This window comes from Pseudomonas sp. R4-39-08, from assembly GCF_003852275.1.
Taxonomy (GTDB): Bacteria; Pseudomonadota; Gammaproteobacteria; order Pseudomonadales; family Pseudomonadaceae; genus Aquipseudomonas.
In genome coordinates, this window is the sequence record NZ_CP027733.1 from 395,164 (window position 1) to 419,886 (window position 24,723).

Consider the following 24,723-nt stretch of genomic DNA (forward strand, 5'->3'; position numbering starts at 1 on the left):
TGATCAATTATTGAGCAGGCGGAACGTAGCCTTCGGCTTGGGCGTATTCCTCGCCGGAAAAGAACTTGTCCATTTCGCCCTGCAGGTATTTGCGGTCTTCGGCGTTCATCATGTTCAAGCGTTTTTCGTTGATGAGCAGGGTCTGGTGTTTCTGCCAGTCGCCCCAGGCTTTGGCGGAGACGTGGTCGTAGATGTCCTGGCCCTTGGCACCCGGAAAAGGGGCGCGTTCGAGTGCGGGCAGTTCTTCTTTGTACTTGCGGCACATGATGGTGCGGGTCATGACGACTCTCCTGCGTTCAATACGTCAGCCGCGCGCTTCAGCAATTTTTTTACCGGGGCGGCAAGGCCCAGGCGCGGCGGGGTGGCGAGGTTATACCAGAGCCAGTCGGCCTCGGCCACGTGATGGGCGCTTTCCTCGACCTGGACCAGCCAGGGTTCGATGGCCAGCTGGAAATGGCTGAAGGTGTGGATCAGCCCTGGCAGTTCCTGGTGCTTGCCCAATGCCAGTGCGTGCTGGTTGGCCAGATGATCGAGGTCTTCCAGGTCGTCCAGCTCCGGCAGGCTCCATAAACCGCCCCACAGGCCCGTGGACGGGCGACGGTAAAGCAGGATCGCGCCTTCGGCATTGGCGAGCATCGGCATCAGCGTGCGTTTCTGCGGGATGGTCTTGCGTGGTTTGGGGATCGGGTAGCGCGTCTCCAGGCCGAGCATGTGCGCTTCGCAGGCTTTTTCCAGCGGGCACAGCAGGCAGCTGGGTTTGCTGCGGGTACAAAGGGTCGCGCCCATGTCCATCATCGCCTGGGTGTAAGCGTTGACGCGGTCATGGGGCGTGAAGCGCTCTGCGGTGGCCCACAGCTGCTTGGCGACCTTGGGTTCGCCTGGGTAGCCCTCTTGCGCGGTAAAGCGTGCTAGCACGCGTTTTACGTTGCCGTCGAGGATCGGCGCGCGCAGGCCCATGCTCAGGCTGGCGATCGCTCCGGCGGTGGACAGGCCGATGCCGGGCAGTTCGGTGAGCTTTTCGACATCCCTGGGAAACTCGCCGCCGTAGTCGGCTACCACGATCTTTGCGGTTTTTTGCAGGTTACGCGCCCGGGTGTAGTAACCCAGGCCGGTCCACAGGTGCAGCACTTCGTCTTCCGGCGCGGCGGCCAGGGCTTCGACCGTCGGCAGGGACGCCATGAACCGGTCGAAGTAATTGAGCACGGTGCTGACCTGGGTCTGTTGCAGCATGATTTCCGACACCCACACCCGGTAAGGCGTAATGCCCTGTTGCCAGGGCAGGTCGTGGCGACCATGGCGGTCGTACCAGTCGAGTACCGCCGCTGAAAACTGCTCGTTTCTCATCGGTTGAACAAGCCTTTCAGTGCGTCTTTGAGCTTTGGATTCACTTTGTCGAGCTTCTCTTCGAGCTTCTCGTTAAGACGGTTGCCCGCCGCCTTGATGGCGACCTGGCCAAGCCCGTCCTTGTCCAGGCGGCAGGCCTTGGCGCCCAGTTCCAGCGGGCCACGGCAACGCAGCGGCACTTCGATGCCCTGGAAGTTGGCGCCGACCTGGCAGGCCGGGTCCGGCACGTCGCGCTGGTCGCCTTCGACGATGATGCCCACGCGGTAGTCCATGCCCAGCACGCGCAGGTCGACATCGCCATCGCCGTTGAGCGTCAGCCCCGGAATGCGCACCTTCAGGTCAGGGTTGCTGGCCACGCCATTGCGGAACGTCAGGTTGCCGCGCAGTTCCTGGAAGGGCGTGTCCTTGCCTTGTGGCGTGGTGCTCAGGGTTTTGCGGTTGAGCAGGGCGATACCGGTACACAGTTGTTGCTCGATGTTGGCATTGAGCAACACGCCGTTGTTGATCACGACGTTGGCGGTGCCGTTGAGGCTGTCGATCAGGGCCTTCTGGCTGTTGCCTCGGCCACTCAGGTTGCTGTCGAGGGTAATCAGGCCCTTGACCGGCGGGGTTTTCCCCTGGGCTTGCAGGATGCGTTCGACGGGCACTTGCTTGATATGGCTTTGCAGCGCCAGCAGCGGGATGTCCTGGCGCACGTCGAGGCTGCCGTTGGCCTGGAACGTACCGTTGTAGAGGCCGCCGCTGAGGCTGTCGAGCTTGAGCTGGCCGTCGATGCCGGAGGCTTTCAATACTGCATTCTGGATTGGCAACTGGCTCAGGGTCAGCTGACCAAAGGCGAGGTCAGCGTTCACATCCAGGCTGCGCAGGCGGGTCAGCGGCAGCAGTTTGTCACTGCTCCAGGCGCCCTTGGTCGGTGCTTCCGGCAGCGGAGTGGTACCGCCGGCGGCCATCGCCCCGGCTTCGCTGCTCTGCACTTCGGCTTGGCGTGCGGCGGTGGCGCCCTTGGCGGCGTCGGATTTGGCCGGCAGGTAATTGTCGGCGTTGAAGGTATCGCCCTTGAGCTGCACGCGCAGGGACTGCTTGGCGAAATCATCCACAGCGACGCGACCGGTGAAGGTGCTGCCGTCGAGTTTCAGGTTCAGGTCTTCCAGCGCAACGCTGGTCGGCGTGCCCTGGAGGCGGCTGACCAGTTCGACTTTGCTCAGGCTATCCGGCGCCATGGCCGGCAGCGGGTGGCCGACGCTCTCGAGAAACTTGGCCAGGTCGAACTGGGCGACCGACAACGCGCCGCTGACCTGCGGGGTTTTGTCCAGGTCATTGACCCGCAGTTCGCCGAGGGCGCGCAGTTGGTTGGCCGAGAGTTTCAGGTTGGTCCATTCGGCGAAGTTGGCCGCCAGGTCCACCAGCACTTGACCCTGGGTGGAGAAGGTCACGGTCTTGCCTTGCAGCGGCTCGCCGGTGGCTTCGCCGCTCAGGCGCATGTCTTCGAACTGATAGCGCTTGAGCGCGCGCTGGATGCGCAGATTGCCATTCAGCTCGGTCTTGAGCCGCATGACCGGCTGGTTGCTGCCCAGGAACGCGGTGAGTTTCAGCGGAATGTTGGCGCCTTCGTGGATCGCGCCGGCACTGAGCTGGATGCTTTCGGCGCTGAACTGCTTGCCGGTCTGTTCATCGTTGTATTCAACGCGGGCGTTGTTGATGGTCAGGCTGTCGATGTCCAGGCGGATCGGCTGCGGCGGTTTTTCCGGCTTGGTTTCGGCCACCGGCTCGACCGGCGCGGGAGCGGGGGTGCCTGTGGGTTCATCGGGCAGGTTCTTGCCGATGTCTTCCCAGTTGCCGTGGCCGTTCTTGTCGCGGTTGAGGCGCAGGTTCAGGCCTTCGACGCGCACATCGCTCATCTGCACTTCGCGGCGCAGCAGCGGCAGCACGCGTACCGACAGGCCGAGCATCTGCAGGTCGGCGAACGGTTGGGTCGGGTTGGTCAGGGTCGCCACCCCGGCTTCGTGCAGCTCCAGGCCCAGCCAGGGGAACAGGCTCCAGCCGATGTCGCCATTGAGCGTCAGCTCGATGTGGGCCTTGTCGCGGGCAATCTGGCGAATTTCTTCTTTGTAGTCGTTGGGATCGAAGAGGTGGGTCAGGGCAAAGCCGAGAGCCACAATGATCAGCAACAGCCCGAGAAATACCAGACCCAGGATTTTGCCGAACGCTTTCATGGGCGAGTCCTTGTATGTCGATTTCAAAATTTAGCCGCAGAGTATAACGCCCGACGGCCTGCATCAGTTCGTGGATCGTTACATTGTATCTACGACCGCCGAAACAAGATTCTGGCGTCAAAAAAAACCGATTTGCTGAAAAAAGTGATGTCACTTTGGTTTTTCTCACGTCCGCAAGTGCTAATCTCTGCGCGTTCGTCCGCCTTCTGCGACGTATCGTCGCGCCAAAATGGAGTTTCACCCAAAAAAACGGTCACGCTTTGCGTGCAAGGCCGAGGGGGAGAGCGCCTGACGGACGCATACCAATAACTGGGGGAAACACCAATGAGCACTAGCACTGCGGCCGATATCAACGCCGCACCGCCTGCGTTCCTGTCCAAGGAACGCATTATCGCCAAGCCCGGCTTCAACCGCTGGCTGGTTCCGCCGGCCGCCCTGGCTATTCACCTGTGCATCGGCATGGCCTACGGTTTCTCGGTGTTCTGGTTGCCGCTGTCCAAGGCGCTGGGTATCACCGCGCCGGTCGCCTGTGCGCCGGACATGGGCTTCATCGCCCAGGTCTTTTCGTCCCAATGCGACTGGCCCATCTCTATGCTGGGCTGGATCTACACCCTGTTCTTCATCTTCCTGGGCTGCTCGGCAGCGATCTGGGGCGGTTGGCTGGAGCATGCCGGGCCACGCAAGGCCGGTGTCGTATCGGCACTGTGCTGGTGTGGTGGCCTGCTGATCTCGGCCTTGGGTATCTATACCCACCAGATCTGGCTGATGTGGATCGGCTCCGGGGTCATTGGCGGTATCGGTCTGGGCCTGGGCTATATCTCGCCGGTGTCGACCCTGATCAAGTGGTTTCCGGACAAGCGCGGCATGGCTACCGGCATGGCGATCATGGGTTTCGGTGGAGGCGCGATGGTCGGCGCACCGCTGGCCGCAGCACTGATGGGCCATTTCGCTTCGCCGATCAGCGTGGGCGTATGGCAGAGCTTTTTGGTGATGGCTGCGATTTACTTCGTGTTCATGATCGGCGGCGCACTCTCGTATCGCGTGCCGCCGACCGGCTGGAAGCCTGAGGGCTGGACCGCGCCGGCGAAAAAAGCCAGCAACGCGATGATCACTCACCGTCATGTACATGTGAACGTGGCGTGGAAAACCCCGCAATTCCGTCTGGTATGGCTGGTGCTGTGCCTGAACGTGTCGGCCGGTATCGGCATCCTCGGCATGGCGTCGCCACTGTTGCAAGAAGTGTTCGGCGGCAAGCTGCTGGGTGTGGATGTGCCGTTTGGTCAGCTGGATGCCGGGCAACTGGCGTCGATTGCAGCCATCGCGGCAGGCTTCACCGGGTTGTTGAGCCTGTTCAACATCGGTGGCCGGTTCTTCTGGGCGTCGTTCTCCGACTACCTGGGCCGTAAAAATACCTACTTCGTGTTCTTCGCCCTGGGCTTTGCCCTGTACGCGCTGATCCCGAACCTGGGGCACCTGGGCAACGTGGCGCTGTTCGTGGCGGCGTTCTGCATCATCCTGTCGATGTACGGCGGTGGTTTTGCGACGGTGCCGGCTTACCTGGCGGACCTGTTCGGTACGCAAATGGTCGGCGCGATCCATGGTCGCCTGCTGACTGCCTGGGCTGCGGCCGGCGTGCTGGGCCCGGTATTGGTGAACTACCTGCGTGAATATCAGCTGAGCATCGGCGTGGAACGCGCTGCGGCCTACGACATCACCTTGTACATCCTCGCCGGCCTCCTGGTGCTGGGCTTTATCTGCAACCTGCTGGTGCGTCCGGTCGCCGACAAGTACTTCATGACCGACGCGGAACTTGCCGCCGAACAGGCGCTGGGCCATGACAAAGGTGCTGATGCCAGCACTTCCCTGGAGTGGAAAGCGGCTCCCGGCACCGTGCCCATGGCGATCGCCGCCTGGCTGGTGGTGGGCATTCCGCTGGCGTGGGGTGTGTGGGTGACGTTGCAGAAGACGGCCGTGTTGTTCCACTAACACTGCAAAACCTTTGTGCCTGATCGTTCCCGCGCTCCGCGTGGGAATGCATCCCGTGACGCTCCGCGTTACCAGCGCGCAGGCTCTGAGTCTTGCACCCGTTGGCGGGACGCGGAGCGTCCCAGGCGGCATTCCCACGCAGAGCGTGGGAATGATCTTCGCGCACCATGCTGGGGCGCTGTGATCAACTCGTCAGTCTTATCCCCTCCGATGTTTCTGTTTAGCGCCCGCGCCCCTATAATGGCTGCCTTTTTCGCCCAATGATTTGCGGAGCTGGTGATGGTCGAACGTATGGCGTCCGTCGAGCGCGACACTCTGGAAACCCAGATCAAAGCCTCGATCAACCTGGATGGCACCGGAAAGGCCCGATTTGATATCGGTGTCCCTTTTCTTGAGCACATGCTGGACCAGATCGCCCGTCACGGGCTGATCGACCTGGATATCGTCAGCAAGGGCGACCTGCATATCGACGACCACCACACGGTGGAAGACGTAGGCATCACCCTCGGCCAGGCATTTGCCAAGGCCATCGGCGACAAAAAAGGCATTCGTCGCTACGGCCACGCCTATGTCCCGCTGGATGAAGCGCTGTCGCGCGTAGTCATCGACTTCTCCGGCCGCCCAGGCCTGCAGATGCACGTGCCCTACACCCGCGCCACCGTGGGCGGCTTCGATGTCGACCTGTTCCAGGAATTCTTCCAGGGTTTCGTCAACCACGCACTCGTCAGCCTGCACATCGACAACCTGCGCGGCACCAACACCCACCACCAGATCGAAACCGTATTCAAGGCCTTCGGCCGCGCGCTGCGCATGGCCGTCGAGCTCGATGACCGCATGGCCGGGCAAATGCCGTCGACCAAGGGCGTTTTGTAATGCAGACGGTCGCGGTTATCGATTACGGCATGGGTAACCTGCACTCGGTGGCCAAGGCCCTCGAGCACGTAGGGGCCGGCAAGGTGCTGATCACCAGCGATGCCAGCGTGATTCGCGAAGCCGACCGCGTGGTGTTCCCAGGCGTGGGCGCGATTCGCGACTGCATGGCCGAGATCCGTCGTCTGGGCTTTGACAGCCTGGTGCGTGAAGTCAGCCAGGACCGCCCGTTCCTCGGCATCTGCGTGGGCATGCAAGCCTTGCTCGACAGCAGTGAAGAGAACGATGGCGTTGACTGCATCGGCCTGTTCCCAGGCCAGGTCAAGTTCTTTGGCAAGGACCTGCATGAAGACGGCGCCCACCTGAAAGTCCCGCACATGGGCTGGAACGAAGTGCGCCAGAGCATGGATCACCCGCTGTGGCACGAAGTGCCGGACATGGCGCGCTTCTACTTCGTGCACAGCTACTACATCGCCGCCGGTAAACCCGAGCAGGTGGTGGGTGGCGGGCACTACGGCGTCGACTTCGCCGCCGCGCTGGCCGACGGTTCACGCTTTGCCGTGCAGTTCCACCCGGAGAAGAGCCATACCCATGGCCTGCAATTGCTGCAGAACTTTGCCGCGTGGGACGGTCGCTGGTAAATGGCCAAGAAGCCCAAGCCGCCGATCTTGAACCTCACGCCCGAGCAGGAGCGTGAGGCTACCGACAAGATCAAGCGTTTCATGGAGGACCGCTTCGAGCTCAAGCTGGGCTCGTTCGAGGTCGCCGAGATTCTTGAGCTGTTCACCACCGAAGTGGCGCCGCACTATTACAACAGGGCGATTTTCGATACGCAGACGCTCCTTAAAGAAAGGTTCGAAAGCATCGAAAGCGACTTGTGGTCGCTTGAGAAACCCTGATTTCCCAAGCATTGCTGAATATCGAATAAGGTTTGCCAGATGCTGATTATCCCCGCTATCGATCTCAAGGACGGCGCCTGCGTACGTCTGCGCCAAGGCCGCATGGAAGATTCCACCGTGTTCTCCGATGACCCGGTGAGCATGGCCGCCAAATGGGTGGAAGGGGGCTGCCGTCGTCTGCATCTGGTGGACTTGAACGGTGCCTTCGAAGGCCAGCCGGTCAATGGCGAGGTGGTTACCGCCATCGCCAGGCGCTACCCGAACCTGCCGATCCAGATCGGCGGCGGCATCCGTTCCCTGGAAACCATCGAGCACTACGTCAAGGCTGGCGTGAGCTACGTAATCATCGGCACCAAGGCCGTGAAAGATCCGGCCTTCGTTGCCGAAGCCTGTCGCGCATTCCCAGGCAAAGTGATCGTGGGCCTGGACGCCAAGGATGGTTTTGTCGCTACCGACGGTTGGGCTGAGATCAGCACTGTGCAAGTGATCGACCTGGCCAGGCAGTTCGAAGCCGACGGCGTGTCCGCTATCGTTTATACCGACATCGCCAAAGACGGCATGATGCAGGGCTGCAACGTGCCGTTCACCGCAGCGCTGGCAGCGGCGACGAAGATTCCGGTGATTGCGTCCGGTGGTATCCACAACCTGGGCGATATCAAGTCGCTGCTGGACGCCAAGGCGCCTGGCATCATCGGCGCCATCACCGGCCGCGCGATCTACGAAGGTACCCTGGACGTCGCTGAAGCCCAGGCTTACTGCGATGCCTACAACGGCTGAGGACTGACCATGGCGCTGGCCAAACGCATCATCCCTTGCCTGGACGTCGACAACGGTCGCGTGGTCAAGGGCGTCAAGTTCGAGAACATCCGGGATGCCGGCGACCCGGTGGAAATCGCCCGTCGCTACGATGAGCAAGGTGCCGACGAAATTACCTTTCTCGACATCACCGCCAGCGTCGACGGCCGCGACACCACCTTGCACACCGTCGAGCGCATGGCCAGCCAGGTGTTTATCCCGCTGACCGTGGGCGGCGGCGTGCGCACCGTGCAGGACATCCGCAACCTGCTCAATGCCGGTGCGGACAAGGTCTCGATCAATACCGCCGCGGTGTTCAACCCGGAGTTCGTCGGCGAGGCCGCGCAGCACTTCGGCTCGCAGTGCATCGTGGTTGCCATCGACGCCAAGAAAGTCTCCGGCCCTGGCGAAACCCCGCGCTGGGAGATCTTCACCCATGGCGGGCGCAAGCCCACCGGCCTGGACGCGGTGGAATGGGCGATGAAAATGGAAGGCCTGGGCGCCGGTGAAATCCTGCTGACCAGCATGGACCAGGACGGCATGAAAAACGGCTTCGACCTGGGCGTGACGCGCGCCATCAGCGACGCGCTGGGCATCCCGGTAATCGCTTCCGGCGGGGTCGGCAACCTGCAGCACCTGGCCGATGGCGTCATCGAAGGCCACGCCAGCGCGGTGCTGGCGGCGAGTATTTTCCACTTCGGCGAATACACGGTCCCCGAGGCAAAGGCCTACATGGCCGCGCGCGGTATCGTCGTTCGCTAAACGCTGGACACCATGGCAGGCTCGCGGCACTCTCTGCGCTTGCCATGGATTCCGGTAGCCTTCATGTTCAAACACCTGCTGCTCGCCCTCGCCAGTTCCTCCATGCTCATGGTGGCTACGGCACACGCCGAAGAATCGTCTGACGCCTCCCTGGTGTTGCTGACGGAAAATTTCCCGCCCTACAACATGGCGAAGAACGGCAAGAATTTCGCCAAGGACGAGAACATCGAAGGCATCGCCGTGGACATCGTGCGGGAAACCTTCAAGCGCGCCGGCATTTCCTACAATCTCACGTTGCGGTTTCCTTGGGAGCGAATCTACAAACTCGCCCTGGAAAAGCCTGGCTATGGCGTATTCGTCATGGCGCGTTTGCCGGACCGTGAAGCGCTGTTCAAATGGGTCGGCCCCATTGGCCCGGACGACTGGGTGCTGCTGGCCAAGGCTGACAGCAAGATCCAGCTCGACGGCCTTGAGCAGGCGCGCCGCTACAGGATTGGCGCCTACAAGGGCGATGCCATTGCCCAGAGCCTGGACAAGCAGGGGCTCAAGCCGATTGTCGCCTTGCGTGACCAGGATAATGCGCAAAAGCTCATGGAGGGCCAGATAGACCTGTGGGCCACCGGCGATCCTGCTGGCCGTTACCTGGCGCGGCAGGTGGGGGTAACCGGGCTCAAGACGGTGTTGCGGTTCAACAGTGCGCAGCTCTACCTTGCGTTGAACAAGGATGTGCCGGATGAGGTGGTTGCCAAGCTCCAGGCGGCGCTGGATGAATTACGCAAGAGCGGTCGAGTAGACGAAATCATGGCGCAATACCTGTAGGAGCGAGCTTGCTCGCGAAAGACGTCAACGATGACGCGAGCCTCCTGGGTGTACGCGGCGGTCTCAGGTTTTTCGCGAGCAAGCTCGCTCCTACAGGGGCGGAGGGGCCGTCAGCGATAGATGCCGTTTTTGCCGTGGGCACTCATGGCCTGATTACTGCGCACGCTGATCATCAACTTGATATCGATCCACTCCACGCCCTGGGCCTTGAGCTTGGGCAGCTCGCGCTCGAGCACCGCCAGCGTTTGCGGATAAGGATGCCCGATCATCACCGCCGAGCCCTGCTTGTGTGCCAGCTTGATTGCGGTTTGCAACTGCGTGGTAATCGCCGCCTCGGTGCGTTCGTCATCCAGGAACACATCCCGCGAAACATGCGCCAAACCAATCTTCTGCGCCTCAGCCGCAGCCACCGTTTGTGCGCTGGTACGGCTGTCCACAAAGAACTTGTGGCGCCGCTGCAGCTCGCCCATCAACCACGCCATCGCTGCCGGCTGCGCGGTCATGCGGCTGCCCATATGGTTATTGATGCCGGCGGTGTAGGGCACGGCCTTGAACGCCGCGTCCAGGCGCTTGCCCAGCTCTTCGATCGACAGCTCAGGGTGCCAGGCGAACGGCCCGGTGGCCGGGTCCATGGGCATGTGCAGGATGACAATCTTGCCGGCCTTGTGGGCTTCACGGGCGAATTCGGCGGCGTGGGGGGTATCGGGCATGATCGCGGTGGTGACCGGCCCAGGCAGGGCCAGCACGCGACGATCCCTGGGCAGGTTTTGCCCAAGGTCGTCGATGATCAGGGTCAGGTAGGCCTTGTGCGGTTCGCCGGCCGGCGTCGCTTGGGCGAATCCGGCCAGGCTGCACAGCACCGCGATAATCAGTGCAACACGCATATCAACGGCTGCGCGTGATGCTCAGGCCCTTGAGCAGGCTCAGCGCCTGGGCCAACTGGTAGTCGTCGTCCTGCGGCATCGGCTTGGCTTTGGCGCCGCTGCCGGTCGGCTGGTCGGCCCCGCCGTTGCCATTGCCCAGGTGGCCTTGCAGATCGGCTTCCTTGTAGTACTCGCTGTCGATCTCGTTGGTGATCTTGGCCCTGCGCACTTCGATGTCCGGCACGATGCCCTGGGCCTGGATCGAGCGACCATTGGGCGTGTAGTACAGCGCCGTGGTGATCTTCAGCGCACGTTCGTTATTGAGCGGCAGCACCGTTTGTACCGAACCTTTACCGAAGCTGGTGGTGCCCATCAGCACGCCGCGCTTCTGGTCTTGCAGGGCGCCGGCGACGATCTCCGATGCCGAGGCGCTGCCGCCGTTGATCAGCACGGCCAGCGGCACGTTCTCGCTGAGGTCGTTGCCGGTGGCCGAGAAGCGCAGCTCGGAATTGGCGATACGGCCCTTGGTGTAAACGATCAGGCCCTTGGTGATGAAGTGATCGACCACTTCCACCGCCGACTGCAACACGCCGCCTGGGTTGTTGCGCAGGTCGAGCACGATGCCGTTGAGCTTCTTGCCGTTGTCCTTGCGCAGCTTGGCCAGGGCCTTGGCCACTTCGTCGCCGGTCTTGACCTGGAACTGGGTGATGCGGATGTAACCGTAGCCCGACTCCAGCAACTGGCTCTTCACGCTCTTGACCGTGATGGTCGCGCGGGCCAGCGTCACGTCGAACGGGTTGCCGCCGTCGCGCACCAGGGTCAGGGTGATTTTCTGGCCGAGCTTGCCGCGCATCTTGTCGACGGCTTCGGTCATGGATTGGCCGCGGGTCGGCTGACCGTTGATCTTGACGATCAGGTCGCCGGCCTGGATGCCGGCCTTGGACGCGGGGGTGTCGTCGATGGGCGAGACCACTTTGATCTGGCCGTCTTCGGAGCCCACTTCGATGCCCAGGCCACCGAACTCACCGCTGGTGCTTTCCTGCAGTTCGGCAAAGTCTTCCGGGCCCAGGTAGGCGGAATGCGGGTCGAGGTTGCTGAGCATGCCCTTGATGGCATTTTCCAGCAGGGTCTTGTCGTCTACGGGTTCGACATAGGCTGCCTTGATCCGGTCCATGACCTCGGCAAAGGTGCGCAGCTCGTCCAGCGGCAACGGCGCCTTGGTGGTCGCGGCCATAGCGGCGGGCGCAGCCGGTGCGGCCTGATCGGCGAAAGCCAGAGGCGCGCCGATCACCAGGGCGATCGTCAGGGCCAGCGAAGTGAGGCGGGACAAATGCAGCATGTCGAACGAGCTCCTAATGTAGATGCGACCCTATCCTTGGGATCGGCACCATTGTGCGGGATCGCTCGGGCGACCCTGCTGACGAATAGCGAAGTACAGCGCCGGCGTGTCCTGGCCACCACTGTTACCGACAGTGGAGATGGATTCACCGGCTTTTACCACATCACCTGCCGACTTGAGTAACGTCTGATTGTGGCCGTAAAGGCTCAAATAGCCATTACCGTGGTCAAGAATCACCAGCAAACCGGCCCCGCGCAGCCAATCGGCAAACACAACGCGCCCGCCGTGGACGGCGTGGACCTGGCTGCCGGCAGAGGCGCTGATCATCACCCCATCCCACTTGGCGCGGGTGTCGTCGCCACGGGTTTCCCCAAAGCGTGCCAATAGTCGACCATCAACGGGCCATGGAAGTTTTCCGCGAGCTGAAGCAAAAGGCCCGCCGAACGACTCGCCACTGCTGGAAACCAGCGGGCCAGGCGCTGCATGTGCCGGCTTGCGTGGGGCCGGCGCATCGGTAGTGGCTGCCAGTTCGGCCTCACGCTGGCGCTTTTTTTCGGCTTCCTGCTGCGCGATCAGCGCCTTTTGCCGCGCTTCTTCGGCCTCGCGCGCCTGGCGGGCCAGGGTTTCTTCGATAGTCTTGAGCACTTTGGCCAAATCGGCCTGGTCTTGCTCGCGCGCTTGCAGCTTGGCGTCGCGGGCTTTTACATCGTCGTTGAGCTTGGCCAGGGCTTGCTGGCGTTCCTCGCGGACTTTATCGAGCTCGTTGCGCTGGGTGTCGAGTGCGGTTTTCTGGTCGAGCAGCTGTGCCTGCTGGTCATTGATCTCCTGCTCGACATTGGCCAACTGGCGCAGGGTTTCGTTGAAGCTCTTCAATTGCGCCAGGCGTGCCTGGCTCACGTAATCGTAATAGGTGAGGGTGCGGGCGAATTTTTCCGGGTTCTGCTGGTTGAGCAGCAGCTTGAGGTATTCCTGGCGGCCGCTCTGGTAGGCGGCGCGGGCCTGGATCGCGATCAGGCGTTGCTGCTCAATGCGTGCGCTCTGGAGTTTTTTTTTCTCAGCGTCGAGTCGCTCCAGTTCCGACTCGCTCTTCTTTAATTCTTTTTGCAGCTCCTGGACCTGCTTCTCCAGCTTGCCCATTTCGGTTTCCGTGCCGCGCAGGTCTTTCTGCACGCCGGATTTCTCTTCCTGGAGCTTGCCGAGCAGTTTTTTCAGCTCGGTAATGTCCTGACGCGTAGCGTCCAACTGTTGTTGGGTTTGTGCGCGCTCATCGGCAAACGCCGGTTGGAGCAGGCAGACAAGAGCGAGGGTAATCAAGGCGCGAAGCATAGAGGCGGGCGACACCAGGGGAAAGGGACGGCCTAGTATGCCCGCCAAGCGCTGCAAAAAAAACGCCCAATTGGGGCTGGCGGGCAAGATAGGTGCCGAGTGGCGGTGGTATGGCAAAAAGATATCTATCAAACACTGCCTGACCAATGTGGGAGGGGGCTTGCTCCCGATAGCAGTAGCTCAGTCACATAAGTGTCGACTGGCACACCGCTATCGGGAGCAAGCCCCCTCCCACACTGTTTTGTGGTGTGTTTTGGATTAGACCAGGATCGAGGTCCCGGTCATCTCTTTTGGCTTCTCCAGCCCCATCAACATCAGCATGGTCGGCGCCACATCCGCCAGTACGCCACCGTTGCGCACTTTGAAATCGCGCTTGCCGACGTAGATGAATGGCACCGGTTCGGTGGTGTGGGCCGTGTGGGCCTGGCCGGTGGATTCATCGGACATCTGCTCGCAGTTGCCGTGGTCCGCCGTGATCAGCGCTTCGCCACCGACCTTGTCCAGGGCGTCGACAATGCGGCCGACGCACAGGTCCAGGCATTCCACGGCCTTGACCGCCGCTTCCAGGTTGCCGCTGTGACCGACCATGTCGCCGTTGGCGTAGTTGACCACGATCACGTCGTAACGCTGATGCTCGATGGCGTCGACGATCTTGTCGGTGACTTCCGGCGCGCTCATTTCCGGCTGCAGGTCGTAGGTGGCGACTTTGGGCGACGGGATCAGGATGCGCTCTTCGCCGGGGAACGGTTCTTCACGCCCGCCGGAGAAGAAGAAGGTCACGTGGGCATATTTTTCGGTTTCTGCGATGCGCAGTTGCGTCTTGCCGTTTTTTGCCAGGTAGTCGCCCAGCACGTTTTCCAGGCTGCCCGGAGCGAATGCCGAGGGGGCCGGAATATTGGCAGCGTATTGGGTCAGCATGACGAACTCGACGTTCGGCTGGCGCGCGCGTTCGAAGTCTTTGAAGCCGTCGTCGACAAACACATGGCTCAGCTCACGGGCACGGTCGGCGCGGAAGTTCATGAACACCATGGCGTCGCCGTCTTCGACCTTCACCGGCTCGCCGATGGTGGTGGCCTTGACGAATTCATCGCTCTCGCCACGCGCGTAGGCGGCTTCCAGGCCTTGCTGGGCGGTAGGGGCGTTGAATTCGGCCTGGCCGTCGACGATCAGGTTGTAGGCTTGGGCCACGCGGTCCCAGCGGTTGTCGCGGTCCATGGCGAAGTAGCGGCCCACGATGCTGGCGATACGGCCCTTGCCCAGGGCGGCGAAGGTGGTGTCGAGCAGTTCGATGGACGACTGCGCGCTTTTGGGCGGGGTGTCGCGGCCATCGAGGAAGGCGTGCAGGTAGATTTTGTCGGCACCGCGCTTGAAGGCCAGTTCGGCCATGGCCACCAGGTGGTCCTGATGGCTGTGCACGCCGCCATCGGACAGCAGGCCCATGAAGTGCACGGCCTTGCCGGCGGCGACGGCTTTATCCACCGCAGCGCAGATGGTCGGGTTCTCGAAGAACTCGCCATCGCGGATCGCTTTGGTCACACGGGTGAAGTCCTGATAGACCACTCGTCCGGCGCCGAGATTCATGTGGCCGACTTCCGAGTTGCCCATTTGACCGTCCGGCAGGCCCACGTCCATGCCGGAACCGGAGATCAGGCCGTTGGGTACGGTGGCGGTGAGGCGGTCCAGCACGGGCTTGTTCGCTGCGTACACAGCGTTGTCGTGGTGGCTTTCACTGTGTCCGAAGCCATCGAGAATAATCAGGACCAAAGGTTTAGGCGTGGTAGTCATAGATCCTCTCGCGGCGGTAATAAAGGAAGACAATGGAAAAGGGAGTGGCAGTTTAAAGCGAAGTTCCAACCGCGTCACCGCTTTACGGGGGTTGGCCGCCCCTGGCGGCTGTGTATACTTACCGCCATTTTAACGCCCTGGAACCTCCTTGATGGTTGATCACCTGATTGCATTTGCCACTGCCCACTATCTGCTCGTGGGTGCCTTCGTCATCCTGCTGGCGCTGCTGATCGCTCACGAATTGAGCCGTGGTGGCCGCAGCCTGAGCACGTCGGAGCTGACCGCGCTGGTCAACAAGGATGAAGCGGTTGTCGTGGATATCCGCCCGGCCAAGGATTTCGCCGCCGGCCATATCGTCGGTGCCCTGAACATTCCCCAGGACAAGCTGATGGCGCGCCTGGGCGAGCTGGAAAAGCACAAGGCCAAGACCATCATCCTGGTCGACGCCCAGGGCCAGCATTCCGGCACTCACGCGCGTGAAATGCTCAAGGCCGGCTTCACCGCCGCCAAACTGTCCGGCGGTATCGGCAGCTGGAAGGCCGATAACCTGCCGCTGGTGAAGTGATATGAGCCAGGTTGTCGTGTATTCCAGCGATTATTGCCCTTATTGCGTGCGAGCCAAGGCTTTACTGGGTAAGAAGGGCGTTGCCTTCGAAGAGATAAAAGTCGATGGCAAGCCCCAGGTGCGCGCCGAAATGGCCCAGAAGGCAGGGCGCACGTCGGTCCCGCAGATCTGGATCGGCACCCGGCACATCGGTGGCTGCGACGACCTGTTTGCCCTTGAGCGCGCCGGTAAACTTGATGCGCTGCTGTCCGCCTAACCCCTAAAAGCCCCAAGATAGAGAAGGATCTGCGATGACTGATCAACAGAACACCGAAGCAGCAGAAGCCCAAGGCCCACAGTTTTCGCTGCAGCGCATCTATGTGCGTGACCTGTCGTTCGAAGCGCCGAAAAGCCCGGCCATCTTCCGCCAGGAGTGGACCCCAAGCGTTGCGCTGGACCTGAACACCCGTCAAAAAGCCCTGGAAGGTGACTTCCACGAAGTCGTGCTGACCCTGTCGGTCACCGTCAAGAACGGCGAAGAAGTGGCCTTCATCGCTGAAGTGCAACAGGCCGGTATTTTCCTGATCCAGGGCCTGGACGAAGCGTCCATGAGCCACACTCTGGGCGCGTTCTGCCCGAATATCCTGTTCCCGTACGCCCGTGAGACCCTGGACAGTCTGGTCACCCGTGGCTCGTTCCCGGCGCTGATGCTGGCACCGGTGAACTTCGATGCCCTGTACGCCCAAGAGCTGCAGCGCATGCAACAGGAAGGTTCGTCGACGGTTCAATAAGTCGATGCGGTAAAAAATGTGGGAGGGGGCTTGCCCCCGATGGCGGTGGGTCAGCTACAGATATGCTGGCTGATATACCGCTATCGGGAGCAAGCCCCCTCCCACATTTGCTATGCGGTGTTACTTGAAGCCGAGTTGGCGCCAGCCTTCATAGACCGCCACGGCGACGGTGTTCGACAGGTTCAGGCTGCGACAGCCTTCGCGCATCGGCAAGCGCAGGCGATGGCCGTCGGGCAGGGCGTCGAGCACTTCGGCCGGCAGGCCCCGGCTCTCGGGGCCGAACAGAAACGCGTCACCCTCGGCGAAGCTGGCATCATGAAACGGCCGCGAGCCCTTGGTGGTGAACGCGAACAAGCGCGGGTGGCCCAGGCTTTCCAGGCAGCTTGCCAGGTCGGCGTGGCGCTTGAGGGTAGCGTACTCGTGGTAATCCAGCCCGGCGCGGCGCAGGCGTTTGTCGTCCATGTCGAAGCCCAGCGGCTCGATCAAATGCAGGTGGCAGCCACTGTTGGCGCACAGCCTGATAACGTTGCCGGTATTCGGCGGAATTTCTGGTTGAAAAAGGATGACGTGAAACATGCACGGCTCCGAAGGTAAAGATGCGCTGCATTCTACCCCCGAAGACGACCCGAGGCCGAAGCTATTGCCGCGGGTGCTCGGCTCACTGGCGATTGTCGGCTTGATGATTGGCTTGATGATCGGTCGCTTGACCACTGCCGACCCGGTCGAGCTGCAACAGGTGGAACCTGCGGCGGACGGTTTGGTGGTGTGGTTCAACAGCGAACCCAAGCTGCATGGCGAGCATATCGACGGCACCGTGGCGCTGCTGTTCGACGCACAGGGCAATGCCGCCAGTGGGCAACTCAAGGTCAATGACAAGGATGTGAACTGGCGCGTACGCAAGACCGACGGCGGCTTGCTGCTGAACCTGGTGGCGGCTCGACCATTACGCGGGGAGTGGAAGGGCGAAGAGGTCGATGACCGCTGGCGGCTGGAGATCCATCTCCACGAACAATAAAAGAGGGAGTTCCCGGCCTGCCTGTACCAGGGCTCCCAAAACGGGGTGAAGCCTAGGGCTTCGGTGTTAAAGAGGGGATTCTCGGCCTGCCTGTACCAAGGTCCCCGAAACTGGGTAGTACAAGGGGTATTGCAGGGGGCGTGCCAGAGTTTGCAAATTGCCTCGTAAAAACTTGCAAGAAAGCGCAAAGCCCCGGAATTCGGGGCTTTGGTGGTTTCAGCTTTGGAGAGTTTTTCAGTCGTAGCAATCTTTCGGGTGCCGGCTCCATGCCCGATGCCGGTTCATGGTGCATTGAATCGGTGCATGACTATGAGCCTTGTGAAGATCCAAATGTGGGAGGGGGCTTGCTCCCGATAGCGGTAGATCAGACACAGATGTTGTGACTGAACCACTGCTATCGGGAGCAAGCCCCCTCCCACATTGGATCTTCGGTGGATCAGAGGGCGGTGATCATGCCTCGTCACCGTCGTCGTCATCCCCGCCGTCGACCTTCATCCCCAGCTCCTTGATCTTGCGCGTCAGGGTATTACGCCCCCAACCCAGCAGCACGGCGGCATCGCGACGGCGGCCAGCGGTGTGCTTGAGCGCGGTCTCGATCATGATCCGCTCAAACGCCGGCACCGCGCTGTCCAGCAGGTTCGACTGGCCGCGTGCCAGGGCCTGGTCGGCCCATTGGCGCAGTGCCTGTTCCCAGTTTGTGACCGGTGCCGAATCCTGCGGCAGGCTCAGCAGTTCTGGCGGCAGGTCACTGATATGCACTTCGCGCCCGGACGCCATCACCGTGATCCAGCGGCAGGTGTTCTCCAGCTGGCGTACGTTGCCGGGCCATGGCAGGTTCTTCAGGTATTCCTCGGTCTCGGTCTTGAGCAGCTTCGGCTCGACGGCCAGCTCCTGGGCGGCGCGGCTGAGGAAGTGGCGGGCGAGGGTAGGGATGTCTTCGCGGCGATCCGACATGCGCGGGATGTGGATGCGGATCACGTTGAGGCGATGGAACAAGTCCTCGCGGAATTTGCCGGCGTGGACCAGGGTTTCCAGGTTCTGGTGGGTCGCCGCGATGATGCGTACATCGACCTTGACCGGCGTATGCCCGCCGACGCGATAGAACTCGCCATCGGCCAGCACCCGCAGCAGGCGGGTCTGGGTATCGGCGGGCATGTCGCCGATTTCATCGAGGAACAGGGTGCCGCCGTCCGCTTGCTCAAAGCGCCCGCGCCGCAGGTTGGCCGCGCCGGTGAACGCGCCTTTTTCATGGCCGAACAGCTCGGACTCCATCAAGTCTTTCGGGATAGCCGCCATATTCAACGCGATAAACGGCGACGCCGCCCGAGGGCTGTGACGGTGCAGCGCGTGGGCGACCAGCTCTTTACCGGTACCCGACTCGCCGTTGATCAGCACGGTGATGTTGGAATGGCTTAAGCGCCCGATGGCGCGAAACACTTCCTGCATCGCCGGCGCTTCACCGATGATTTCCGGCGTGCGCGTCAGGGCCGGCGGGGCTTCCTGGTTCTGCTGTTCCTGGGCGTGCTGGTTGGCGCGCTTGACCAGCGCTACCGCCTCATCCACATCGAACGGCTTGGGCAGGTATTCGAAAGCGCCGCCCTGATACGACGCGACAGCGCTGTCCAGGTCCGAGTGCGCCGTCATGATGATCACCGGCAGGCGCGGGTGCTGTTCGCGAATCCGCGCCAGCAGGTCCAGGCCGCTGGCGCCGGGCATGCGGATATCGGAGATGATCACATCCGGCTGCTGGCGAGCCAGGCGGCTCATCACACCGTCGGCGCTGTCGAAGCTCTGGGTGGTCATGCCTTCCTGTTGCAAGGCTTTCTCCAGGACCCAGCGGATAGAACGGTCGTCATCGACGATCCAGACAGTTTCACTACGGCTCATGTCGTGGGGGCTCCTTGTTCCAATGGCAGGAAGATCGAGAACGTGGTGTGGCCGGGATGGCTCTCACATTCGATCAGGCCCTGATGCTGGCTGATGATGTTCTGGGTAATGGCCAGGCCCAGCCCGGTACCGTCCGGGCGGCCACTGACCATGGGGAAGAAGATGGTTTCCTGCAATTCCGCAGGAATGCCCGGGCCGTTGTCGATGATTTCGACCTTGGTCACCAGGCGATGGCGCACATGGCCGATGGTGAACTGGCGCAGGGCGCGGGTGCGCAGGCTGATGCGGCCCAGGCGCAGCTCGTTCTGGCTGCTGATGGCCTGCATGGCGTTGCGCACGATGTTGAGCACCGCTTGGATCATCTGCTCGCGGTCGATCAAGACATCGGGGATGCTGGGGTCATAGTCGCGCACCAGGGTGATGCAGCCCTGGCTTTCGGCCTCGACCAGTTGGCAGACGCGCTCCAGCACTTCGTGCACGTTGGTCATCGCCAGCGACGGCAGCTTGTTGGAGCCGAGCATGCGGTCCACCAGGTTGCGCAGGCGGTCGGCCTCTTCGATGATGACGTTGGTGTAGTCCTTGAGATGCTCCTCCGGCAGCTCGCGGGCCAGCAACTGCGCCGCGCCACGAATGCCGCCCAGCGGGTTCTTGATCTCGTGGGCCAGGCCGCGCACCAGCATCTTGCTGGTTTCCTGCTTGGACAGCTGCGCTTCCTCCTTGGTGATGCGCAGCAGGCGGTCGCGGGGGTGCACTTCGAGCAGCAGCAGCGTCGCGCCATTGCTCAGGATCGGCGTCACCGCGTAGTCGACAGTCAGCGTCTGCCCGGTCAGGGCGGTGAGCATCGCTTCGCGCTTGGTGAACGGGTGTGCCTGCTCCACGGCCTGGCGCAACGAGCTCAAGGCCTCGGCCGACTCGGTGAACAATTCGCTGATGAACTGCCCATGGCTGCGCTGGCCGCTGATGGCCAGTAGCATCTCCGCCGCCGGGTTCATGTACTCAAGGCGCAGGTCGGCATTGAGCAGGATGGTCGCAGTGGTCAGGTTGTCGAGTAGCAAACGGTGCAGTGCATCACTGATGGTCATCAGGACCTCTTTTGGAGCAAGGCGCAGGCTTGAGGCACACGCTGATACAAGGAAAATGCAAAAACCAAACCAAGGCTCCGAAAAGAAGCGTTAAAGCCCTGAAATAAGGGGTTCAGGCGCGAAACTGTGGCGCTCTGCCAGCTTGTTCGGGAAGAATCGAACCAAAATGGGCTGGGTCGCTGGGATGGGTGCAACCTATCGCACCAATATAGTGCGGTTTGAGAAAGTCTGTTCAGGAAGCTGAATGCACCCAAATCCAATGTGGGAGGGGGCTTGCTCCCGATAGCGGTGTATCAGCTGTTAAATATGCTGACTGACACTCTGCTATCGGGAGCAAGCCCCCTCCCACAGTTGTGATTGGGTTTGCAGGCGTTAACCTTTGTAGACGCACAGCTCCGCTGTGGCGCGAATCATCGCCAGTTGGCGCAGCGGATCATTCAGCGGCTCATGCACCGCCTCGGCAAGCCATTGCGGGCATTGAGGGTCTGTGCGCAGGGGCGTGAAGTCGGCCAACTGCTGCAGCAGGCGTTTTTGCAGCTCATCCAATCGCGGGCGAATCTGCTTGACCAGGTCCGGACGCGGATCGTCGGGGGCCTTGCCCTGGAATTGCCAGTCGGACAAGTGGGTGTACTGCACCAGTTTGTTTGCCTCGATCTGCGCCGAGAAAAATTGCTCGGCGGCGGCGGGGTCCAGTTTGTAGCTCGGTGCTTGGGCGACGACGCTGGCGATCACTTCCTGCTCGCGCTTTTTATCTTCCACGGGTTTATGGCTGTCCCATTTGCTCAAGGCTACCTGGTCGGCTATTTCCAGGCGCTCGGCGATGCTGTTGAGCAGCGGCTCGAGGGTAGGCGGTGCGGCGCAAGCGCCGGCACTGACGAACATCAAGGCAAATACGAATCGAGATTTCAAAGGCGATCCCCTGTAGGAGCGAGCTTGCTCGCGAAGGTCGTTAACGATAGCGCGTAAATGTTGAAGAAATGAGGTGTCTTTGCGTTTTTCGCGAGCAAGCTCGCTCCTACAAAAAATTGCGCAAAAAAAGACCTCCCGAAGGAGGCCTTTTGCCATCACGCTAAGTCAAGCAGCGCTACCGGATCAGCAGCTGTAGTACAGCTCGTATTCCAGTGGGTGTACGAAGGTACGAACCTTGATTTCTTCTTCGCTTTTCAGCTCGATGTAGGCATCGATGAAGTCGTCGCTGAATACGCCGCCTTTGGTCAGGAACGCACGGCCCTTGTCCAGTTCTTCCAGGGCTTCTTTCAGGCTGCCGCACACTTGTGGGATCTCTTTGGCCTCTTCAGGCGGCAGGTCGTACAAGTTTTTGTCGGCGGCGTCGCCAGGGTGGATCTTGTTCTGGATGCCGTCCAGGCCAGCCATGACCAGGGCTGCGAAAGCCAGGTATGGGTTGGCTGCCGGGTCCGGGAAGCGGGCTTCGATACGACGAGCGCGCGGGCTGGACACGTAAGGGATACGGATAGAGGCGGAACGGTTACGGGCCGAGTAGGCCAGCATCACCGGCGCTTCGAAGCCTGGGACCAGACGCTTGTAGGAGTTGGTCGACGGGTTGGTGAAGCCGTTCAGGGCCTTACCGTGCTTGATGATACCGCCGATGAAGTACAGGGCGGTGTCGGACAGGCCGGCATAACCTTCGCCGGCGAAGGTGTTCTTGCCTTCTTTGGCGATGGACAAGTGAACGTGCATACCCGAACCGTTATCGCCGTACAGCGGCTTAGGCATGAAGGTAGCGGTACGGCCGTAGGCATCAGCCACGTTGTGTACGCAGTACTTCAGGGTCTGGACTTCGTCAGCCTTGGCGACCAGGGTGTTGAACTTCACACCGATTTCGTTCTGGCCGGCAGTCGCCACTTCGTGGTGGTGAACTTCGATGACCAGGCCCATTTCTTCCATGGCGTTGCACATGGAGGTACGGATTTCGTGGTCGTGGTCGAACGGCGGAACCGGGAAGTAGCCACCTTTGATGCCTGGACGGTGGCCTTTGTTGCCGCCTTCCACGTCCTGGTCGGACATCCACGAGCCTTGTTCGGAGTAGATCTTGAACATGGAGCCGGAGATGTCGGACTTGAACTTGACCGAATCGAAGATGAAGAATTCTGGCTCTGGGCCTACGAATACGGTGTCGCCGATACCGGTCGACTTCAGGTATTCCTCGGCACGCTTGGCGATCGCACGTGGGTCGCGGTCGTAGCCTTGCATGGTCGAAGGCTCGATCACGTCGCAGACGATGATCAGGGTTGGGTCTTCGGTGAACGGGTCGAGGACGGCAGTGCTGTCGTCCGGCATCAGGATCATGTCGGAGGCTTCGATGCCTTTCCAGCCAGCGATGGAGGAACCGTCGAACATCTTGCCTTCTTCGAAGAAAGCATCATCCAGCGCGTCGCGAGCCGGCATGGTCACGTGGTGCTGAGTACCTTTGGTGTCCGTGAAGCGCAGATCAATCCATTTAACGTCATGATCTTTGATGAGTTGAACCGACTTCGACATGGTGTCCTCCGGGTGGCTTCGGGCTAGGGTAGTGGAGTTAGCCCTTAGAATTTGGGTGATGCCGGCGCGGATACTCCGCCAAGGCAACCTGCCTCACAAGAGAGCAAATTGCATGCCAGTGCGCCAACATGGTCTTTTTGCTTCAAAATGGCCCCTATAACGGTGCAATCGGCCAAAGCGCGGTAAATAGCGCACTGCAATGTAGCGCTAACGGGCGAAAATGACCCGTTTTGGTGCGTAGCGAATGCGCTGCATATTAACTGGTTAAACCTTGAGCGATTTCCGCTATAATCCGCGCCCCCCTTTTTCAGCAGGCCCGGCGCGCGCTGTTTCCATGAAATTAATCGTTAAAGTCTTCCCCGAGATCACCATCAAGAGCCGACCGGTACGGACGCGTTTCATCCGTCAATTGGCCAAGAACATCCGTGCCGTGCTCCGTGACCTGGACCCGGCTGTGGTGGTGAATGGCGTGTGGGACAACCTCGAGCTGGAAACCCGCCTGACCGACGCCAAAGCCTTGAAGGACATGACCGAGCGCCTGAGCTGCATGCCGGGGATCGCGCATTTCCTGCAGGTGGATGAGTACCCGCTGGGCGACTTCGACGACATCACCGAGAAGTGCAAACAGCACTTCGGTGACGCGTTGGCCGGCAAGATTTTTTCGGTGCGCTGCAAGCGTGCCGGCAAGCATCCGTTCAGCTCCATGGATGTGGAAAAATATGTCGGCAGCAAGCTGCGTCGCGAGTGCGGCGCCGCCGGAATTTCCCTGAAAACGCCGCAAATTGAAGTGCGCATGGAAATTCGCGACAAACGGTTGTTCGTGATCCACAGCCAGCACAACAGCATCGGCGGCTACCCGCTGGGCGCCCTGGAACAGACCCTGGTATTGATGTCCGGCGGTTTCGATTCCACCGTGGCGGCCTACCAGATCATGCGTCGCGGCCTGATGAGCCACTTCTGCTTCTTCAACCTGGGCGGGCGTGCACACGAATTGGGCGTGATGGAAGTTGCGCACTTTATCTGGAAGAAGTACGGCAGCTCCCAACGCGTGCTATTTGTGAGCGTACCGTTCGAGGAAGTGCTGGGCGAAATTCTCGGCAAAGTCGATAACGGTCATATGGGCGTCGTATTGAAGCGTATGATGTTGCGCGCGGCGTCGCGGATTGCCGATCGCTTGCAGATCGACGCGCTGGTGACCGGTGAAGCGATCTCCCAGGTCTCCAGCCAGACGCTGCCAAACCTGTCGATCATCGATTGCGTCACCGAGAAACTGGTGTTGCGCCCGCTGATCGCCAGCCACAAGCAGGACATCATCGATCAGGCAGAGCAGATCGGCACCGCCGATTTTGCCAAGCATATGCCTGAGTATTGCGGGGTCATCTCGGTGAACCCCAAGACCCACGCCAAGCGCAACCGCGTGGAGTATGAAGAACAACAGTTCGACATGGCGATTCTGGAGCGAGCGCTCGAGAACGCCAAACTGGTCCCGATCGATCGCGTCATCGACGAGCTGGGCCAGGATGTGCAGATCGAAGAAGTCAGCGAAGCCCTGGCCGGCCAGATCATCATCGACATCCGTCACCCGGATGCCGCCGAAGATGAGCCGCTGGAAATTCCTGGCATCGACGTACAAACGCTGCCGTTTTATGCATTGAACGCGCGTTTCAAGGAACTGGATGACAGCCGTCAGTACCTGCTGTATTGCGACAAAGGCGTGATGAGTCGCCTGCATGCCCACCATTTGCTCAGTGAGGGGCATGCCAATGTGCGCGTTTATCGACCGAGCTAAGAGCCCGGGGCTGTTTGCCTGTGGCCTGCGTCACCGGCCCCCCGACTCTGCCGTCAAGCTGTAACGGCAAGGCCTGACTCTACTGTAAATCGCTGCCACGACCTGTCAGCACACC

24 protein-coding genes are annotated in these 24,723 nt (G+C 61.1%); 12 read left to right on the plus strand and 12 right to left on the minus strand.

Features of this window, described 5'->3' with window-relative positions:
- Window positions 1-7: 7 nt before the first annotated feature.
- From C4J88_RS01635 to C4J88_RS01645, 3 genes are read right to left on the minus strand one after another with little or no spacing between them, the layout of a single operon-like run.
- Complete coding sequence (locus tag C4J88_RS01635) at window positions 8-280, minus strand: oxidative damage protection protein (RefSeq protein ID WP_124360851.1); 273 nt, start codon at window positions 278-280, stop codon at window positions 8-10.
- Complete coding sequence (gene mutY, locus C4J88_RS01640) at window positions 277-1,344, minus strand: A/G-specific adenine glycosylase (RefSeq protein WP_124406048.1); 1,068 nt, start codon at window positions 1,342-1,344, stop codon at window positions 277-279. The genes C4J88_RS01635 and mutY overlap by 4 nt, the downstream gene beginning before the upstream one ends.
- Window positions 1,341-3,557, minus strand: a complete 2,217-nt coding sequence (locus C4J88_RS01645; RefSeq protein ID WP_124406049.1) for an AsmA family protein — start codon at window positions 3,555-3,557, stop codon at window positions 1,341-1,343. Before C4J88_RS01645 ends, mutY begins: the two co-directional genes overlap by 4 nt.
- Before the next feature lie 324 nt (window positions 3,558-3,881).
- Between C4J88_RS01645 and C4J88_RS01650 the strand changes: the two genes are divergently transcribed.
- From C4J88_RS01650 to C4J88_RS01680, 7 genes are all read left to right on the plus strand, one after another.
- Window positions 3,882-5,543, plus strand: coding sequence for an OFA family MFS transporter (locus C4J88_RS01650; RefSeq protein ID WP_124406050.1), 1,662 nt, complete (start codon window positions 3,882-3,884; stop codon window positions 5,541-5,543).
- Window positions 5,544-5,822: 279 nt separating this feature from the next.
- Window positions 5,823-6,416, plus strand: a complete 594-nt coding sequence (hisB, locus tag C4J88_RS01655) for an imidazoleglycerol-phosphate dehydratase HisB (RefSeq protein ID WP_003237513.1) — start codon at window positions 5,823-5,825, stop codon at window positions 6,414-6,416.
- Window positions 6,416-7,054 carry an imidazole glycerol phosphate synthase subunit HisH gene (gene hisH / locus C4J88_RS01660; protein WP_124402789.1) on the plus strand — a complete coding sequence of 213 codons (639 nt, stop codon included), beginning with the start codon at window positions 6,416-6,418 and terminating at the stop codon, window positions 7,052-7,054. The genes hisB and hisH overlap by 1 nt, the downstream gene beginning before the upstream one ends.
- Complete coding sequence (locus C4J88_RS01665) at window positions 7,055-7,312, plus strand: DUF2164 domain-containing protein (RefSeq protein WP_005783916.1); 258 nt, start codon at window positions 7,055-7,057, stop codon at window positions 7,310-7,312.
- A 39-nt stretch (window positions 7,313-7,351) separates the two neighbouring features.
- Window positions 7,352-8,089 (plus strand): 1-(5-phosphoribosyl)-5-[(5-phosphoribosylamino)methylideneamino]imidazole-4-carboxamide isomerase, encoded by a 738-nt coding sequence (gene hisA, locus C4J88_RS01670; RefSeq protein ID WP_027605077.1) that lies wholly within the window; start codon window positions 7,352-7,354, stop codon window positions 8,087-8,089.
- A gap of 9 nt (window positions 8,090-8,098) precedes the next feature.
- On the plus strand, window positions 8,099-8,869 hold the full coding sequence (gene hisF, locus C4J88_RS01675) for an imidazole glycerol phosphate synthase subunit HisF (protein ID WP_003171107.1): 771 nt from the start codon (window positions 8,099-8,101) through the stop codon (window positions 8,867-8,869).
- 63 nt (window positions 8,870-8,932) lie between these two features.
- Window positions 8,933-9,688, plus strand: coding sequence for an ABC transporter substrate-binding protein (locus C4J88_RS01680; protein WP_124406051.1), 756 nt, complete (start codon window positions 8,933-8,935; stop codon window positions 9,686-9,688).
- 110 nt (window positions 9,689-9,798) lie between these two features.
- Here C4J88_RS01680 and C4J88_RS01685 read toward each other — a convergent pair whose 3' ends face one another.
- The 4 genes from C4J88_RS01685 to gpmI all read right to left on the minus strand — a co-directional run bounded on the left by C4J88_RS01685 (window position 9,799) and on the right by gpmI (window position 15,001).
- Window positions 9,799-10,572 (minus strand): divergent polysaccharide deacetylase family protein, encoded by a 774-nt coding sequence (locus C4J88_RS01685; protein ID WP_124406052.1) that lies wholly within the window; start codon window positions 10,570-10,572, stop codon window positions 9,799-9,801.
- 1 nt (window position 10,573) lies between these two features.
- Window positions 10,574-11,890 carry a S41 family peptidase gene (locus C4J88_RS01690; protein ID WP_124365488.1) on the minus strand — a complete coding sequence of 439 codons (1,317 nt, stop codon included), beginning with the start codon at window positions 11,888-11,890 and terminating at the stop codon, window positions 10,574-10,576.
- A 30-nt stretch (window positions 11,891-11,920) separates the two neighbouring features.
- Window positions 11,921-13,216, minus strand: coding sequence for a murein hydrolase activator EnvC (locus C4J88_RS01695; RefSeq protein ID WP_124406053.1), 1,296 nt, complete (start codon window positions 13,214-13,216; stop codon window positions 11,921-11,923).
- A gap of 258 nt (window positions 13,217-13,474) precedes the next feature.
- Window positions 13,475-15,001, minus strand: a complete 1,527-nt coding sequence (gpmI, locus tag C4J88_RS01700) for a 2,3-bisphosphoglycerate-independent phosphoglycerate mutase (RefSeq protein WP_124369266.1) — start codon at window positions 14,999-15,001, stop codon at window positions 13,475-13,477.
- Window positions 15,002-15,152: 151 nt separating this feature from the next.
- On the opposite strand from gpmI, the gene C4J88_RS01705 reads away from it, so the two are divergent.
- Genes C4J88_RS01705 through secB form a run of 3 tightly spaced genes read left to right on the plus strand, consistent with a single transcriptional unit; the run spans window position 15,153 to window position 16,336 of the window.
- Window positions 15,153-15,566 (plus strand): rhodanese-like domain-containing protein, encoded by a 414-nt coding sequence (locus tag C4J88_RS01705; protein ID WP_124360862.1) that lies wholly within the window; start codon window positions 15,153-15,155, stop codon window positions 15,564-15,566.
- Between the two features lies 1 nt (window position 15,567).
- On the plus strand, window positions 15,568-15,822 hold the full coding sequence (gene grxC / locus C4J88_RS01710; protein WP_124365491.1) for a glutaredoxin 3: 255 nt from the start codon (window positions 15,568-15,570) through the stop codon (window positions 15,820-15,822).
- A 34-nt stretch (window positions 15,823-15,856) separates the two neighbouring features.
- Window positions 15,857-16,336 carry a protein-export chaperone SecB gene (gene secB, locus C4J88_RS01715; RefSeq protein WP_012721755.1) on the plus strand — a complete coding sequence of 160 codons (480 nt, stop codon included), beginning with the start codon at window positions 15,857-15,859 and terminating at the stop codon, window positions 16,334-16,336.
- A gap of 120 nt (window positions 16,337-16,456) precedes the next feature.
- Here secB and C4J88_RS01720 read toward each other — a convergent pair whose 3' ends face one another.
- Window positions 16,457-16,912, minus strand: a complete 456-nt coding sequence (locus C4J88_RS01720) for a tRNA (cytidine(34)-2'-O)-methyltransferase (RefSeq protein WP_003171120.1) — start codon at window positions 16,910-16,912, stop codon at window positions 16,457-16,459.
- Here C4J88_RS01720 and C4J88_RS01725 point away from each other — a divergent pair.
- Window positions 16,911-17,351, plus strand: coding sequence for a hypothetical protein (locus C4J88_RS01725; RefSeq protein WP_124406054.1), 441 nt, complete (start codon window positions 16,911-16,913; stop codon window positions 17,349-17,351). The genes C4J88_RS01720 and C4J88_RS01725 overlap by 2 nt on opposite strands.
- Before the next feature lie 450 nt (window positions 17,352-17,801).
- On the opposite strand, the gene ntrC is transcribed toward C4J88_RS01725, so the two are convergent.
- From ntrC to glnA, 4 genes are all read right to left on the minus strand, one after another.
- Window positions 17,802-19,238 carry a nitrogen regulation protein NR(I) gene (ntrC, locus tag C4J88_RS01735; protein WP_124406055.1) on the minus strand — a complete coding sequence of 479 codons (1,437 nt, stop codon included), beginning with the start codon at window positions 19,236-19,238 and terminating at the stop codon, window positions 17,802-17,804.
- A complete protein-coding gene (glnL, locus tag C4J88_RS01740; RefSeq protein WP_005783937.1) occupies window positions 19,235-20,320 on the minus strand; it encodes a nitrogen regulation protein NR(II) in 1,086 nt (361 codons plus the stop codon). Before glnL ends, ntrC begins: the two co-directional genes overlap by 4 nt.
- Window positions 20,321-20,692: 372 nt before the next feature.
- Entirely contained in the window at window positions 20,693-21,229 is a 537-nt protein-coding gene (locus tag C4J88_RS01745; RefSeq protein WP_124365494.1) for a chorismate mutase, read from the minus strand.
- A gap of 183 nt (window positions 21,230-21,412) precedes the next feature.
- A complete protein-coding gene (gene glnA / locus C4J88_RS01750; protein ID WP_124360867.1) occupies window positions 21,413-22,819 on the minus strand; it encodes a glutamate--ammonia ligase in 1,407 nt (468 codons plus the stop codon).
- Window positions 22,820-23,153: 334 nt separating this feature from the next.
- Here glnA and thiI point away from each other — a divergent pair, with 334 nt between their 5' ends.
- Window positions 23,154-24,608 (plus strand): tRNA uracil 4-sulfurtransferase ThiI, encoded by a 1,455-nt coding sequence (gene thiI / locus C4J88_RS01760; RefSeq protein ID WP_124365496.1) that lies wholly within the window; start codon window positions 23,154-23,156, stop codon window positions 24,606-24,608.
- Window positions 24,609-24,723: the final 115 nt, after the last annotated feature.